Origin of the sequence: Kitasatospora acidiphila (assembly GCF_006636205.1) — a bacterium.
Taxonomy (GTDB): domain Bacteria; phylum Actinomycetota; class Actinomycetes; order Streptomycetales; family Streptomycetaceae; genus Kitasatospora; species Kitasatospora acidiphila.
The window spans coordinates 4,672,435-4,686,878 of the sequence record NZ_VIGB01000003.1 but is presented as its reverse complement, the minus strand read 5'-3'; the positions used below and the strand labels follow the sequence as shown (position 1 = coordinate 4,686,878).

12 protein-coding genes, 1 tRNA gene and 2 pseudogenes are annotated in these 14,444 nt (G+C 69.6%); 9 read left to right on the top strand and 6 right to left on the bottom strand.

Features of this window, described 5'->3' with window-relative positions:
* Positions 1–50: 50 nt before the first annotated feature.
* Complete coding sequence (locus E6W39_RS22145) at positions 51–644, bottom strand: TetR/AcrR family transcriptional regulator (RefSeq protein ID WP_141635002.1); 594 nt, start codon at positions 642–644, stop codon at positions 51–53.
* 123 nt (positions 645–767) lie between these two features.
* Here E6W39_RS22145 and E6W39_RS43595 point away from each other — a divergent pair, with 123 nt between their 5' ends.
* The 7 genes from E6W39_RS43595 to E6W39_RS22115 all read left to right on the top strand — a co-directional run bounded on the left by E6W39_RS43595 (position 768) and on the right by E6W39_RS22115 (position 7,161).
* Positions 768–1,043: an FAD-dependent oxidoreductase gene (locus E6W39_RS43595; protein WP_323809065.1), complete on the top strand. Its 276-nt coding sequence runs from the start codon at positions 768–770 to the stop codon at positions 1,041–1,043.
* A complete protein-coding gene (locus E6W39_RS22140) occupies positions 1,013–1,876 on the top strand; it encodes an FAD-dependent oxidoreductase (protein ID WP_323809064.1) in 864 nt (287 codons plus the stop codon). Before E6W39_RS43595 ends, E6W39_RS22140 begins: the two co-directional genes overlap by 31 nt.
* 83 nt (positions 1,877–1,959) lie before the next feature.
* Positions 1,960–2,877, top strand: coding sequence for a helix-turn-helix transcriptional regulator (locus E6W39_RS22135; protein ID WP_141635001.1), 918 nt, complete (start codon positions 1,960–1,962; stop codon positions 2,875–2,877).
* 11 nt (positions 2,878–2,888) lie between these two features.
* Positions 2,889–3,311, top strand: coding sequence for an organic hydroperoxide resistance protein (locus tag E6W39_RS22130; RefSeq protein ID WP_141635000.1), 423 nt, complete (start codon positions 2,889–2,891; stop codon positions 3,309–3,311).
* A gap of 549 nt (positions 3,312–3,860) precedes the next feature.
* Positions 3,861–4,556 carry a response regulator transcription factor gene (locus E6W39_RS22125; RefSeq protein WP_141634999.1) on the top strand — a complete coding sequence of 232 codons (696 nt, stop codon included), beginning with the start codon at positions 3,861–3,863 and terminating at the stop codon, positions 4,554–4,556.
* Positions 4,549–5,661, top strand: a complete 1,113-nt coding sequence (locus E6W39_RS22120) for a sensor histidine kinase (protein ID WP_141634998.1) — start codon at positions 4,549–4,551, stop codon at positions 5,659–5,661. Before E6W39_RS22125 ends, E6W39_RS22120 begins: the two co-directional genes overlap by 8 nt.
* A gap of 450 nt (positions 5,662–6,111) precedes the next feature.
* A complete protein-coding gene (locus tag E6W39_RS22115; protein ID WP_267286703.1) occupies positions 6,112–7,161 on the top strand; it encodes a serine hydrolase domain-containing protein in 1,050 nt (349 codons plus the stop codon).
* A 41-nt stretch (positions 7,162–7,202) separates the two neighbouring features.
* Here E6W39_RS22115 and E6W39_RS22110 read toward each other — a convergent pair.
* A tRNA-Gly gene (locus E6W39_RS22110) sits at positions 7,203–7,273 on the bottom strand.
* 291 nt (positions 7,274–7,564) lie between these two features.
* On the opposite strand from E6W39_RS22110, the gene E6W39_RS22105 reads away from it, so the two are divergent.
* Together E6W39_RS22105 and dcd are read left to right on the top strand one after the other, a co-directional pair.
* Positions 7,565–7,705 carry a hypothetical protein gene (locus tag E6W39_RS22105; protein ID WP_407658436.1) on the top strand — a complete coding sequence of 47 codons (141 nt, stop codon included), beginning with the start codon at positions 7,565–7,567 and terminating at the stop codon, positions 7,703–7,705.
* A 111-nt stretch (positions 7,706–7,816) separates the two neighbouring features.
* A complete protein-coding gene (dcd, locus tag E6W39_RS22100) occupies positions 7,817–8,392 on the top strand; it encodes a dCTP deaminase (protein WP_101380793.1) in 576 nt (191 codons plus the stop codon).
* A gap of 23 nt (positions 8,393–8,415) precedes the next feature.
* Here dcd and E6W39_RS22095 read toward each other — a convergent pair whose 3' ends face one another.
* The 4 genes and pseudogenes from E6W39_RS22095 to E6W39_RS22080 all read right to left on the bottom strand — a co-directional run bounded on the left by E6W39_RS22095 (position 8,416) and on the right by E6W39_RS22080 (position 14,224).
* A complete protein-coding gene (locus tag E6W39_RS22095) occupies positions 8,416–9,318 on the bottom strand; it encodes an alanyl-tRNA editing protein (RefSeq protein WP_141634996.1) in 903 nt (300 codons plus the stop codon).
* 92 nt (positions 9,319–9,410) lie between these two features.
* Positions 9,411–10,382: a Yip1 family protein gene (locus tag E6W39_RS22090; RefSeq protein WP_141634995.1), complete on the bottom strand. Its 972-nt coding sequence runs from the start codon at positions 10,380–10,382 to the stop codon at positions 9,411–9,413.
* 198 nt (positions 10,383–10,580) lie between these two features.
* A pseudogene (manB, locus tag E6W39_RS22085) lies at positions 10,581–11,645 on the bottom strand (mannose-1-phosphate guanylyltransferase); the annotation flags it as partial.
* A gap of 357 nt (positions 11,646–12,002) precedes the next feature.
* Positions 12,003–14,224, bottom strand: a pseudogene (locus tag E6W39_RS22080) ((Fe-S)-binding protein).
* Positions 14,225–14,444 lie beyond the last annotated feature (220 nt).

Sequence of the window (14,444 nt, the reverse complement as noted above, 5' to 3'; positions counted from 1 at the left end):
GAACCGTCGCATGGCACGGCCGTCCGAGCCAAGGCGCTGTGCAGACCGGGTCAGTTGCCCGGGTGGGAGGCCGTCCAGCCGTGTTCGAGCAACGCGAAGGCCTCGTCGGCGGCACGGCGCGGCTCGGCGTGCCGCAGGATGAGGCCGCGGGCCTCAAGGGCGAAACGAGCCAGGGCGGCGCAGCTGACGTCGTCCTCGGGGGCGCCGACAGCCTCGGCGATGGCCCGCGCCAGGGCCGCTTCGTGGCGCGTCCACATGCGCTGGGCGTAGTCGCGCAGCGCCGGGGTCTCCTGCACCATGCGCGTGAAATCGGCGAACCGCGGGTCCGTGGTGTGGACGGCGAACTGGGTCTGTCTCAGCAGGATGTGCTCGCGCAGCGCCTGCGGGATCGACTGGCCCGGGGTGCGGTCGCGCACGGCGGCGACGAGTGCTGCTTCCAAGTCGTCGTCCTGGTCGAAGACCAGGGCTTCCTTGCCGGAGAAGTGCTTGAACAGGGTGGTCACCGAGACGTCGGCGGCATCGGCGACGTCCTTGACGCCGACCTGGTCGTAGCCGCGCTCGAGGAAGAGCTCGAGTGCGGCGTCGGCCAGGGACTGGCGAGTCTGGGCCTTCTTGCGCTCGCGGCGCCCGGTCGGTTCGGTCACTCGCCCACCATACCCCGAAGTGCATCCGCTACGAAAGTTTAGCCATTGCACTTATTTATCGAGTGTGCTTTCTTGGTGATGCCGGACCTCCCGGCTCCCCAACCACCCCCCGAGGGACACTCCATGACCTCTGCTCGTGATCCCCGCATCGCGATCGTCGGCGCCGGCCTCGGTGGCCTCGCCTGCGCCCGCGTCCTCCAGCAACACGGCCGCTCCGTCACCGTCTTCGAACGCGAGGCCGCCGCCGACGCCCGCCCGCAGGGCGGCACGCTCGACATGCACCCCGACACCGGCCAGGCCGCCCTGCGTTCGGCCGGGCTGCTTGACCGGTTCAACGCCCTCGCCCGCCCCGAAGGGACGAGTGGCGCGTGCTCGACCCCGCCTCCGCCGCCCTCCTGAAGCATCAGCCGCCGTCCGCCGCCGGCGGCCGACCGGAGATAGACCGAGGCCAACTGCGTGGCCTGTTCCTGGACTCGATCACCAAGGGCACGGTGCGGTGGGACCGCGCCGTCAGCGGGGTCACCCCGCTGACGGACGGCACCTGCCGGCTGCACTTCGGTGACGGCACCGCCGAGGACTTCGACCTGGTGGTCGGTGCCGACGGCGCCTGGTCGCGCGTGCGCCCGGCCCTGTCGCAGGCCGCACCCGGCTACACCGGCGTCACCTTCGTCGAGACCGGGTTCGACCACTGCGACACCCGCCATCCCGACCTCGCGCGGCTGGTCGGCAACGGATCGATGCTGGCGAAGGGCGTCGGCAGGTCGCTGGTCGCCCAGCGCAACAGCAACGGCCACATCCGCGCCTACATCGCGGTCCGCGTGCCGCAGGACTGGCACGCGGCTGCCGGTATCGACCTCGGCGACCAACGGGCCGTGCGGACGCACCTGCTGAGGATGTTCGACGGCTGGGACGAGAGCCTGCGCTACATCCTGCGCAACAGCGACAGCGGGTTCACCAACCGGCCCCTGTTCGTCCTGCCCGCCCCGCACACCTGGGAGCACGTCCCCGGCGTCACGCTGCTCGGCGATGCCGCGCACCTGATGCCCCCGGTCGGGCTGGGCGCCAACCTCGCCATGCTCGACGGCTCCGACCTCGCCCACGCCCTCGTCACCGAAGCCGGCGTCGACGACGCCGTCCGCGCCTACGAGAGCACCATGCTGCCGCGCTCGACCGAGGCCGCGACGGGCAGTGCACAGGGACTCGACCACCTCGTCCCCGCGGCGACCTCCTGAGCCGACCGGCCCCGCCTCAAGCCGCGTTGCCTGGCACTGGCAGGGGCAGGCACGCCTCGCCGCCCGTATCCATACTCAAGTCCATGAAGAGCAAGTCGCAGTTGGGACGGTTCCTGCGGACGCGTCGGGCACAACTGCAGCCGTCGGACGTCGGGTTGCCGGAGTTCGATGAGCGGCGGCGGGTGCCGGGACTGCGCCGGGACGAGCTTGCCCGGTTGGCGGGGGTGAGCGAGTCGTACTACACGAGGCTGGAGCAGGGACTGTCACGGGGCGCATCGACGGAGGTGCTGGACGCTCTCGCCAGGGCACTTCGCCTGGACGAGACCGAACACCGTCACCTGCACGACCTTGCCGATGTCGGGCGCAGGGGCGGCAATGACCGAACCCGCAAGCCGCCGGCACCCGAGGGCATCACCGAGACGACCCGGCAGCTGATCGACGCCTTCGGGGACACTCCGGTCATCGTGCTCGGCCGCCGCAGCGACGTACTGGCCTGGAACCGCACCGGGCATGCGCTCTTCGCCGGGCACCTCGATCCGAAGAGCCCGCAGGACCCGGCCCAGCGTCCCAACACCGCGCGGCTGGTCTTCCGGGACGCCCATACCCGCGAGCTGTACGAGGACTGGCCGAAGAAGGCCCGAGACGCGGTGGGCAGACTGCGCCTCGCCGTCGGCCGGTACCCCGACGATCCGCTGCTGGCCGCGCTGATCGGTGAACTGGTCATGCACAGCCCGGAGTTCACCGACCTCTGGTCCGCGCACCGGGTCCGCGCCTGGGACACCGCGGCCTACCGGATGCGGCATCCGCTCGTCGGACCGATGGACGTCACCCAGCAGGCCATGCCCGTCCCGAACGAGCAGGGACAGCGACTCGTCGCAGTAACCGCCATGGCGGGTTCTGCCTCACAGACCGCGCTGACCCTGCTCGCCCAAATCACAACCCCGGACGGACACACCCGCCCGGCAACCGACAACCCTTCCACCCTTTCTGAATGCCTGTGAATGGAGACCCCGTGTCCGTGCTCTACACCACCGAGGCGCTCTCGACCGGCGACGGCCGCAACGGAGAGGTCCGCACCTCCGACGGGGTGCTCGACGAACTCCTCGCGGTCCCCAAGGAGATGGGCGGCCCCGGTGGCGACAAGACCAACCCCGAGCAACTCTTCGCCGCCGGCTACGCCGCGTGCTTCCACAACGGGCTGCGCTTGATAGCAGGCCAGCAGAAGGTGAGGCTGGGCGAGTCGACCATCAGGTCCACGGTAAGCCTGATCGCCTTGGACAACGGAGGCTTCTCACTGAGCGTCGCACTGCTGGCACACCTGCCCGGCCTGGACCAGGCCACCGCCGACCAGCTCATGGAAACCACTCACCAGGTCTGCCCCTACTCGAATGCCACCCGGGGGAACATCTCGGTCACCCTCGAAGCGACGGTCTGAGCAGGGGATGACCTCCTCGCCGGAGGTCAGCGGGCTACACAGACCGGCCAGCCCGGCAATAGCTGACGCGGATCGCTAGCAATTGACCTCATGATTTGAGGCGCCTTGGCACGAGACGGCCTCGAATTGGTCCGAACAACACGAAAGCCCCAGGCCGCTGACCTGGGGCTTTCCTTCTGGGCGGGCAACGGGAATCGAACTCGCGCTCTGAGCTTGGGAATCCTTGGGTCATCAGGCCGAAAAACAACTCTGACCTGCGACAACGCGGCTCAAGTCGACCCTCCGGGACTCCTGGCCTTGGCCGCCGCTGCCCATCGTTCGCCGCCCGTTCTGGCACGGATCTGGCACGCGCCGGAACAGCCGGCCGATGGCACGGTCACGGGCGGGTGGCGGCATTCGACGGCGAGCTGGTAGCGCTTCTGCCGGCGGACGTCCAAGGAGCGGGATGCGAGTTCGGAGGCGCCGTCGCGGCGGACGACGGCGAAGCCGGGTCCGAGCTGGGTGAAGAAGCATACGTCGGCGATATGCCGTGCTGCTTAGGCTCCAGGTATGCGCGTGTTGATCGTGGAGGACGAGCCCTACCTGGCCGAAGCCGTCCGGGACGGTCTCCGGCTGGAAGCGATCGCCGCCGACATCGCCGGCGACGGCAACTCCGCTCTGGAACTGCTCAGCGTCAACTCCTACGACCTTGCGGTCCTCGACCGCGACGTCCCCGGCCCCTCCGGCGACGAGATCGCCCGACGAATCGTCGCCTCCGGCAGCGGCATCCCGATCCTCATGCTCACCGCTGCCGACCGGATCGACGACAAGGCGTCCGGGTTCGAGCTCGGCGCCGATGACTACCTCACCAAACCGTTCGAGCTCCGGGAGCTCGTCATGCGGCTGCGGGCGCTGGACCGCAGACGCGCGCACGCCCGACCCCCGGTCAGCGAGATCGCGGGCCTGCGGCTGGACCCCTTCCGTCGGCAGGTCTTCCGCGACGGACGCTACGTCGCACTCACCCGGAAGCAGTTCGCCGTGCTCGAAGTCCTCGTCGCCGCCGAAGGCGGTGTCGTCAGCGCCGAAGAACTCTTGGAGCGGGCCTGGGACGCCAACGCCGACCCCTTCACCAACGCCGTCCGCATCACCGTCTCCGGCCTGCGCAAACGACTCGGCGAACCATGGCTCATCGCCACGGTGCCTGGCGTCGGCTACCGAATCGGCACCGGCATGGACACAATCCACCCCGGCAGCACTCGTGAATAGGCGCCCAGGGCTCAGCGCCCGCCTGAAACTCACCATCAGCTACGCCGGATTCCTCCTCATCGCCGGCACTCTCCTGCTGGCCGTGGTATGGGTGTTCCTGCTGCGCTACGTACCCGACAGCCCCCAGGGCCTTCTCGGGGTCGCACCCAACCGCTACCTCCTCGTGCGCGTGTTCGCCCCCGCCGCGGCCATAGCACTGGCCTTCCTGCTGGCGTTCGGCCTCCTGGGAGGATGGATCCTCGCGGGCCGGATGCTCGCACCACTCACACGGATCGCAGACGCGGCCCGGACGGCTGCGAACGGATCACTGTCCCACCGGATCCGCATGCAAGGTCCCCAAGACGAATTCCGCGAACTCGCTGACGTGTTCGACAACATGCTCGAACAACTCGAATCCCACGTCACCGAACAGCAACGATTCGCCGCGAACGCCTCCCACGAACTGCGCACCCCGCTGGCGATCTCGAAGACACTCCTCGACCTCGCCCGCAACGACCCCACGCGGGACCAGGGCGAACTCATCGAACGCCTCCACACCGTCAACACGCGGGCGATCGACCTCACCGAGGCCCTCCTGCTGCTCAGCCGCGCCGACCGCAAGGGCTTCACCCGCGAGCCCGTCGACCTGTCCCTCATCGCCGAAGAAGCCACCGAAACGCTGCTTCCCCTCGCCGAAAAGCGCCAGATCACGCTCGACGTCACCGGCGAGAAGGCACAGTCACTCGGCTCCGCGGCGCTCATTCTGCGGATGGTGACCAACCTCGTCCAGAACGCCATCGTCCACAACCTCCCCTGCGGCGGCACCGTCACGATCCACACCGAATCGCACCACGACGCGAGCGTGCTGCGGGTCGAGAACACCGGCCCTCCGCTCCTGTTGGAACTCCTACCGACCCTCACCGAACCCTTCCAACGCGGAACGGAACGCACACGCACCGACGAACATGTCGGGGTCGGCCTCGGGCTGGCGATCGTGCACAGCATCGTCCGGGCACACGACGGGACCATCGACCTCGCTCCCCGCCCCACCGGCGGTCTCCTCGTCACGATTCGACTTCCCGGCACGCCGCGGGCGTCGGCCCCAAGCATGGCCCCTGGACCCTGATTCACCGACGAGTCGTCCAGCCCCTGCCGTAACCGGGCTGTCGCGATCACCAGCGGCAGGACCATCGCACTGCCGGCATGCGTCAGTTCCTTGCTGCCGGGGATTCGGCGTATCGCGGGCGTATCGAAAATCGCACACGCCATCACAACAGTCTTCCGACTTCAGTGGAGTCACGAGAACCACATGGGTGGGTGATCGGTTGCCGATAGCGGTCGCCGGTAGACCTGCACCGGTCGATCTGTCGATCAGGAAAGGACCGTGATCATGGACTCGGATTCCGTACGTGGTATCAATCGGCGGCGGCTGCTCGGGTGGAGCGGATTGGCGGCCGTCGGCGTGGTGGCAGCCGGCGCGCCATTGGTGGGCGCTCGACCCGGCCAAGTCGACCCGGCCCCAACCGACTCCGACATCCCACCGGCCACCCGTCCTGGCGGAGCCTACGACCAGTACGTGGCGAAGCTGGCCGCCGAGGGGAAGTTCTCCGGCGTGGTGCTGTTGTCGCACCGGGGCCAGACGGTGCTGTCCCGCAGCTACGGCATGGCCGACAGGGAGAAGGGGATCCGCAATCACGAAGGCACCGCGTTCAGCCTCAGCTCGGCGGGCCAGCCGTTCGGCGCGGTGGCCGTCTTGCAGCTGGCACAGCAGGGCAAGCTGAGCCTGTCGGACGCGGTGGGCACCCACCTGAAGGGCTACGCCAAGGACATCGCCGAGCAGGTGACCATCCACCACCTGCTCTCCGGCGCCTCCGGGCTGGACACCCCGGATGAGGACGTGCAACGCATCTTCCAGAGCCAGGAGGAGGTGCACGAGTACTACGAGCAGTGGGTTCGGCAGTCCAAGCTGGTGGCTGCCCCCGGCACTCGCACCAGCCACTCCGGCGCCGATGTCGGCATCCCCGCGTTGATCGTGGAGGCCGTGAGCGGCAAGACGTACTGGGACTACGTGCAGGAGAACATCTTCGGGCGCTGCGGCATGACCGGCTCGGCGTTCTACACCAGGCCGCAGTGGCTCACCGACGAGCACCTCGCGCACCCGTACATGACGCTGGCCGACGGCAGCCAGGTGGACGCGGTCCGCAATCTGGACAAGGGCAGCCCGTCCACGGACGTACTCGGCAAGAACCCGGGCCGCAGCCTCATCGACGCCCCCGGGAACGGCGGCTTCGCCACCGCGCCGGATCTGGTCCGGTTCACACGCGCGCTGGGCGACGGCACGCTGTTGGACCGGCCCTGGGCCGAGTTGCTCACCGGGGCCAAGATCCCCCACGGCGGTTCGTCGTTCGGGGCCTACGACATGCCGGTCCATATCGTCAACGGCCAGTGGGTGTTCGGGCGCGGCGGTAGCAACCCCGGTGTCAGCGCCAACTGGAACATCTACCCGTACACCGGCTGGGTCGGTGTAGTCCTCGGCAACTGCGACGGCCTGCCGCTGCAGGAGATCACCGGGCGGGAGATGCAGGCCATCACCGGGGCTTCGCCCGGCGACGGGGGTGGTGGCTGAATGCGAAAGCCCCAGGTCGCTGACCTGGGGCTTTCCTTCTGAGCGGGCGACGAGAATCGAACTCGCGCTCTAAGCTTGGGAAGCTCATGTTCTACCATTAAACTACGCCCGCGTGACGACCCGTCAGGAACGGCTCGATCATGCTCCACTGTACCCCATCCCCGAGGGGGCTCCGTACCGGGTTGCCGGGGGTGGGGCGTGGAGGGGTGGTGGGCGTCGTGAGGGTTCGCGGGCGGGGCGGCGAGTTGGGGCGGGATGTCGGGATGGTCCCCTAATGTGACGGCTGTCGTGGCCCGGCGGTGTACGGGGGCCGGGCCGGGGAAGTCCGGGAAGGGGATCGATGGAGCGGCGGACCGTTGTTCGTTGTGCCGAGGGGCACCTGTTCAGTATCAGCGCGTTCCCGATGCGGAACCTCGGGGCGGGGCGGCTCGGGCCGCAGCGGCTGCTGAGGTGTCCGCAGTGCGGGCGGCTGCGCAGTGCGGTGCCGGCCGATCCGAGCGTGCTGTCCGAGGGGCAACTGGCAAGGGCGCTGCGGCTCGTGTAGCGCCGGGTGGGCCCTCTCGCGGCCGCCGGTGGGCGGCTGCGGGTGGGTCCGCGGCAGTGCCGGGGCGTGGAGAAAATTGGGAGACGGCCGCTGACCACGTAACCTCGTGGCGTGCTGCTCTCCGACAAAGACATCCGCGCCGAGATCGACCGGGGCCGGGTCGTCATCGACCCGTTCGACCCCGCCATGGTCCAGCCGTCCAGCATCGACGTGCGGCTGGACCGGTTCTTCCGGGTTTTCGAGAACCACCGCTACCCGCACATCGACCCCTCGCAGGAGCAGCCGGACCTGACCAGGCTGGTCGAGCCGGACGGGGACGAGGCGTTCATCCTGCACCCCGGCGAGTTCGTGCTGGCGTCCACCTACGAGGTGATCACGCTTCCGGACGACGTGGCCTCGCGCCTGGAGGGCAAGTCGAGCCTCGGCCGACTGGGCCTGCTGACCCACTCGACGGCGGGCTTCATCGACCCGGGCTTCAGCGGCCATGTGACGCTTGAGCTGTCGAACGTGGCCACGCTGCCGATCAAGCTCTACCCGGGCATGAAGATCGGGCAGCTCTGCCTGTTCCGGCTCTCCTCGCCCTCCGAGCACCCGTACGGCTCCGAGCGGTACGGCTCGCGCTACCAGGGGCAGCGCGGACCGACGCCGTCCCGCTCGTACCTCAACTTCCACCGGACGAACGTCTAAGCGTTCACGTTCGGCGAAGGTCGTCAGACCCGCTTGGGGCGGGTCACCGCGATCAGTTCGCTGCCGTCCTCCGAGAGCGTCAACTCGGTCTCCAGTGCGGACAGTTGGCCCAGGCGGTGCAGGTGGGTACCGCCGCAGGCGATGCGCGCCGAGCCGGCCGGCAGTTCGCAGTGCCAGTTGCGGCGGGCGGTCAGCTCGGGGCCGGGCACCTCGATCCGCACCGGGGCGTCGGCGGCCACCCAGCCGGCCAGCCGCTCGTTGACCGCGGCGGTGATCGCCGGCAGCGCGTCGGCCAGGGTCGGCAGGCCGTCGGCGGCGTCGGTGGTGAAGCCCTTCTTGCGCAGCGACTTGCCGAGCCGGTAGGTGTCGGTGCTGGCCTCGGTGTCCATCACCGACGAGGCCATCGCCAGGCTGTCGAAGTCCGGGTTGCCGAAGGCGTCGGCACGGCCCGGGTCCTTGCGCCAGCGCTCGGCGAGCGCCTCGTTGAGGGCCAGCGCCAGCAGGTGGCAGCCGGTGTGAGCGGCGCTCAGCGCGGCCCGGCGCTCAGCGTCCACCGCGAGCGCCACCGGGGCGCCCGGGACCAGCTCGGCGGGCTGCTCCTCGACCACGTGCAGCACCAGCCAGGACCAGGCCTCGTCGCCGCGCCGCACCGGGATGTCGGCGCCCACCAGCAGCTCGCCGTGCTCGCCGTCCTCGGGGCCGACGGCGGCGGTCAGGCAGTCCACCACGGCCAGCTCGGCGCCCGCCACGGTCAGCGTGCCGGTGTCGGCGGGCTGGTCGGGCCAGGTGTGGTCGAGCGGGTGGAACGGGGTGTCCGCGGTGACGACCCCGTACCGGCCGTGGCCGAGCTGGTGGACGGCGAGCACGGTGGACTCGCCGGCCACCGCTCCGCCGGGGAAGCTGACACGGGTGGTGGGGAGGGTCATACGGGGTCTCCGAGGTGGTGACGGGTCGGCTGGGACGGTCCAGCCTATTCGGCCCGGGTTCGACCCCGCTCAGCGCCGCAGCACCGACCCGCTCAGCCCAGCGTCGGCAGCTTGATCAGCACCAGCAGCGCCAGCAGCTGAACGGCCGCCGCGCCCGCCGCCTTGCCCCAGGGCAGGTCGTGAACCCTGCGCACCAGGGTGGTCAGCAGCGCCGCGCAGAGCAGCCAGCTGACCCAGCCGAGCGCCTGCACCACCGGGCTGGCCGAGGGCAGGAAGAGCGCCAGCACCAGCCGGGGCACGTCGGTGGTCCAGCCGATCAGCACCCCGAGCCCGACGGTCGACGCATAGGGGCCGTCACCGCCGAACTGGCGGGCCAGCGCATAGGTGACCGAGCCGAGCATCAGGCCGGCCACCGTGAAGGCCAGCGCCGCCCCGAAGAGCGACCAGGCGGCCACCGAGAAGGTGGCCCCGACCACCTCGTTGTGGGTGTCGCCGAAGCCGAGCACGGCGAGCACGCCGTAGAGCAGCGAGACGGTGATCGCGGGCAGCCAGGCCTGGTGGTCGCGCATCTGGTCGAAAGTGCGGGCGGGGGCCCGGTAGATGCCGAACAGCAGGTCACGCCAGGCGAGCCGCGGGCCGCCGGTCCGCGGTGCGGTGCGGCCGCCGGCCCGGTAGGTGGTGACGCGGTCCTGGCCGCCGGCCTGCTCGTCGTAGTAGTACGGCTCCCCGGCACCCTCGTCGTCACGGGAGCGGGAGCCGGCGCCGGAGCGGGAGCCGAAACCAGCGCCGGAGCCAGCGCCGGAGCCGTAGTAGTACGGCTGCCCCGCGCCATCGTCGTTGCCAGCGCCGACGCCCGCGCCCTCGCCGTAGCGGGCATCGAGGTCGTACCGGGTCGGCTCGTCGTGCCGAGCCCGGCCGCCGTCGATGGTGCGGCCGTCGGGCCGAGCCCCGTACCCGGAGCCGTACCCCCCGTACCCGCCCTGGTCGGGGAGGGTGTTCCCCGCCTGGTCACCGGCGTACCGCCGGTCGCCGCCCCACCCGCTCTGATATCCGTTCCCAGCCACCCTCCGAAGGTACCCGCAAAGGCGTACCTGGACCGGATGCGCCGAAGGGTTGCAGCAGTGCTGTGACGCACTGCCGCAACCCCTCGAACGGAAGAACGGGCGACCGGAAGGAAGCGCCGACTACTTCTGCAGCACCGACCCGTGCACGGCCGCCGCGGAGGTCTCGCCGGCCGGGCAGCCGCCGGGGCCGGCGGTGGTGCGCACCGCGCCGACCGCGAGCCGGGCGCCGCAGGCGATCCGGATGCCGTTCGGCAGCTCGTTGTCGGCCTCGACCACGGCGCCGTCGCCGATCACCGCGCCGTCCAGCACGGTGCGGTCGCCGATCACCGCGTAGGCGCCCACGATCGAGTCCTTGACCACGGCGTCCGCGTGGACCACCGCGCCGGGCAGCACCACGGAGCCCTCGACGATGGCGCCGGCCGCGATCGAGGCGCCCTCGGAGACCACGGTGCCGGAGCTGAGCACGGCGGCCGGGTCCACGGTGGCGCCGGGCAGCAGCAGCGCCTCACCGGTGGGACCGGGGACCGCCGGGGAGTCGACCCGGCCGAGCACCAGGTCGGCGGAGCCGCGCACGAACGCGCCGGGGGTGCCCAGGTCCAGCCAGTAGGAGGTGTCGACCACGCCGCGGACCAGCGCGCCGCTCTCCAGCAGCCCGGGGAAGGTCTCGCGCTCGACCGAGACGACCCGGCCGGCCGGGATGCGGTCGATCACCGAGCGGGTGAAGACGTAGCAGCCGGCGTTGATCTGGTCGGTGACGATCTGCTCGGGGGTCTCCGGCTTCTCCAGGAACTCCAGCACCCGGCCCTGCTCGTCGGTCGGCACCAGGCCGAACGCCCGCGGGTCCTCGACCCGGGTGAGGTGCAGGGTGACGTCGGCGCCGGCGGCCACGTGGCCGTCGCGCAGCGCGGCGATGTCCAGGCCGGAGAGGATGTCGCCGTTGAAGATCAGGACCGGCTCGTCGGGGCCGCAGGTCAGGCCCTCGGCGGCGTTGCGGATCGCGCCTCCGGTGCCCAGCGGCTCCTTCTCGGTGAGGTAGACCAGCTCGATGCCGTAGGGAGAGCCGTCGGCGAAGTGCTCCTCGAAGACCTCGGCCAGGTAGGACGTGGCGAGCACCACGCGGGTGACGCCCGCCGCGGCCGCCCGGGCGAGCTGGTGCGCGATGAACGGCACGCCCGCAACCGGGAGCATGGGCTTCGGGGTGTGCGTGGTGAGCGGGCGAAGCCGGGTGCCCTGACCACCCACCAGCATGATCGCCTGGGTCATCTGTGCGTTTCTCCCCTTGGTTCCGGTCAGCGATCTGGCCTGTCGATTTGCCAGGACCGTCGTTGGGTTCTTGGTGCTCGGTATGCGCCGCTCACCGACTGCTGATCAGTTGACGGACGCTCGAACGGGACTTCGCGGGCGCCTGGTGACGACCCGAAAGGCAGCCCCACGCAGCCTGCCCCGGGCGGTTTGGCCCGGGGCAGGCATCATATGTGAGGCGTTGAGCCGCAAGCACATTCGCGCTCGGCCCAAACATCCGTTCTCACGTAGTCCTCAGGCAGGCCTGACGTTCTAGGCCTCGGCCCAGGCCTGCCTCGACCCAGGCCTGACGTTCCAGACCTGGGCCCGCGCCTCGCCCTAGGCCTCGACGGGCTCCGGCTCCTCGACGACCGGCGCGGCCTTGACCGAGTCGAGCAGCAGCTGGGCCACGTCGACCACCTTCAGGTGCTCCTTGGCGGCGCCCTCGTTCTTCTTGCCGTTCACCGAGTCGGAGAGCATCACCAGGCAGAACGGGCAGGCGGTGGAGACGATGTCGGGGTTGAGCGACAGCGCCTCGTCGACGCGCTCGGTGTTGATCCGCTTGCCGATCCGCTCCTCCATCCACATCCGGGCACCACCGGCGCCGCAGCAGAAGCCGCGCTCCTTGTGGCGGTGCATCTCCTGCTGGCGCAGACCCGGGACCTTGTCCATGATCTCGCGCGGCGGGCTGTAGACCTTGTTGTGGCGGCCCAGGTAGCAGGGGTCGTGGTAGGTGATCAGGCCCTCGACCGGGTTGACCGGGATCAGCCTGCCCTCGTCGATCAGGTGCTGGAGCAGCTGGGTGTGGTGGATCACCTCGAAGTGGCCGCCGAGCTGCGGGTACTCGTTGGCGATGGTGTTGAAGCAGTGCGGGCAGGTGGCCACGATCCGCTTCTTGGGGGCGTCCTCGAGGGCCGCGTTCAGGGTCTCGACGTTCTGCGCGCCGAGCATCTGGAAGAGGAACTCGTTGCCCAGGCGGCGGGCGGAGTCACCGGTGCAGGACTCCTCCTTGCCCAGGATGGCGAACTTCACGCCGGCGGTGTGCAGCAGCTCCGCGAAGGCCTTGGTGGTCTTCTTGGCGCGGTCCTCCAGGGCGCCGGCGCAGCCGACCCAGTAGAGGTACTCGACCTCGGCGGGCTCGATGTCCTGGCCGATGACCGGCACCTCGATGCCGGTCTCCTTCTTGAGCTCCTTGACCCAGTCCAGCCGGGCCTTGGTGGCCAGGCCCCAGGGGTTGCCCTTGTTCTCCAGGTTCTTGAGCATCGTCCCGGCCTCGGTCGGGAACGACGACTCGATCATCACCTGGTAGCGGCGCATGTCGACGATGTGGTCGATGTGCTCGATGTCCACCGGGCACTGCTCGACACAGGCACCGCAGGTGGTGCAGGACCACAGCACGTCCGGGTCGATGACGCCGTTCTCTTCGGCGGTGCCGATCAGCGGGCGCTCGGCCTCGGCGAGCGCGGCGGCCGGCACGTTCGCCAGCTGCTCGGCGGTCGCCTTCTCCTCGCCCTCCATGTCCTTGCCGCCACCGGCCAGCAGGTAGGGGCCTTGGCGTAGGCGTGGTCGCGCAGCGACATGATCAGCAGCTTGGGCGACAGCGGCTTGCCGGTGTTCCAGGCGGGGCACTGCGACTGGCAGCGGCCGCACTCGGTGCAGGTGGAGAAGTCGAGGATGCCCTTCCAGGAGAAGTGCTCGACCTGGGAGACGCCGAAGACGGCGTCGTCGGCCGGGTCCTCGAAGTCGATCGGCTGGCCGGCGCTGGTCATCGGCTGCAGGGCGCCGAGCGCCACCTCACCGTCGGCGTTGCGCTTGAACCAGATGTTGGGGAAGCCCAGGAAGCGGTGCCAGGCGACACCCATGTCGGTGTTCAGCGAGACCGTGATCATCCAGATGAAGGAGACCGAGATCTTGATGCCCGCGACCAGGAAGAGCCAGTTGTGCAGGGCACCGGTGCTCAGCCCGGAGAACAGCTGCACCAGCGGGTACGAGACCACGTAGGAGGCCTCGTAGTGGTTGACGCCGAGCTGTGCGCCCTCGATGCCGCGCAGGGTCAGGATCGCCGCGCCGATGATCAGGATGACGGCCTCGATGAAGTACGCGAAGCCCATGTTGGAGCCGGCGAAGCGGGACTTGCGGCCCGACTTGTTCGGCAGGCTCAGCTGGCGGATCACCGTCAGCACCGCGATGCCGAGGAAGGTCACCAGGCCGAGCAGCTCCTGGAACACCAGGTACGGGGCCCAGTCACCGATGACCGGGACCACCCAGTTGGGGTCGAAGAGCTGACCGATCGCGCCGACCAGGGTGAAGATCAGCGCGTAGAACCCGACGGCGACGGCCCAGTGGGCGATGCCGACGATGCCCCACTTGTTCATCCGGGTGTGCCCGAGGAACTCCCGGGCCAGCGTGACGGTCCGGGCAACCGGGTCGTTGATCCGCGATCCCTTCGGCACGGGCTGGCCGAGCCTGACGAATCGGTAGATCTTGGCGATGGCGCGAGCGAACAGCGCCACGCCGACCACGATGGTCGTTAGTGAGATGACGATCGCTGCTAGCTGCATCCGGGCTCTCCGTACTCCAGCGGCGGTGAGGGCATGTCGGTCAATTGTACTGGTGGGTAACTTGGCGCCCACCCGGCCGGACCATACCGCCCATTAGCACCTTTTCAGAAGACGCTCAAGGTATGGCGGCAGTCACGTAAGCCCATACTCACCCATGAGGGGCAAATTGGAAGGGGTCACGCGGCGGGGCAGAAAAGTTGAGTCGAGCCAGCTCATGCCT

What these genes read in the sequence shown, in the direction of transcription:
- E6W39_RS22095 (WP_141634996.1), bottom strand. Translation starts at nt 9,318, where the DNA reads ATGACCCTCCCCACCACCCGTGTCAGCTTCCCCGGCGGAGCGGTGGCC.
- E6W39_RS43595 (WP_323809065.1), top strand. Translation starts at nt 768, where the DNA reads ATGACCTCTGCTCGTGATCCCCGCATCGCGATCGTCGGCGCCGGCCTC.
- E6W39_RS22135 (WP_141635001.1), top strand. Translation starts at nt 1,960, where the DNA reads ATGAAGAGCAAGTCGCAGTTGGGACGGTTCCTGCGGACGCGTCGGGCA.
- E6W39_RS22105 (WP_407658436.1), top strand. Translation starts at nt 7,565, where the DNA reads ATGCGGAACCTCGGGGCGGGGCGGCTCGGGCCGCAGCGGCTGCTGAGG.
- E6W39_RS22125 (WP_141634999.1), top strand. Translation starts at nt 3,861, where the DNA reads ATGCGCGTGTTGATCGTGGAGGACGAGCCCTACCTGGCCGAAGCCGTC.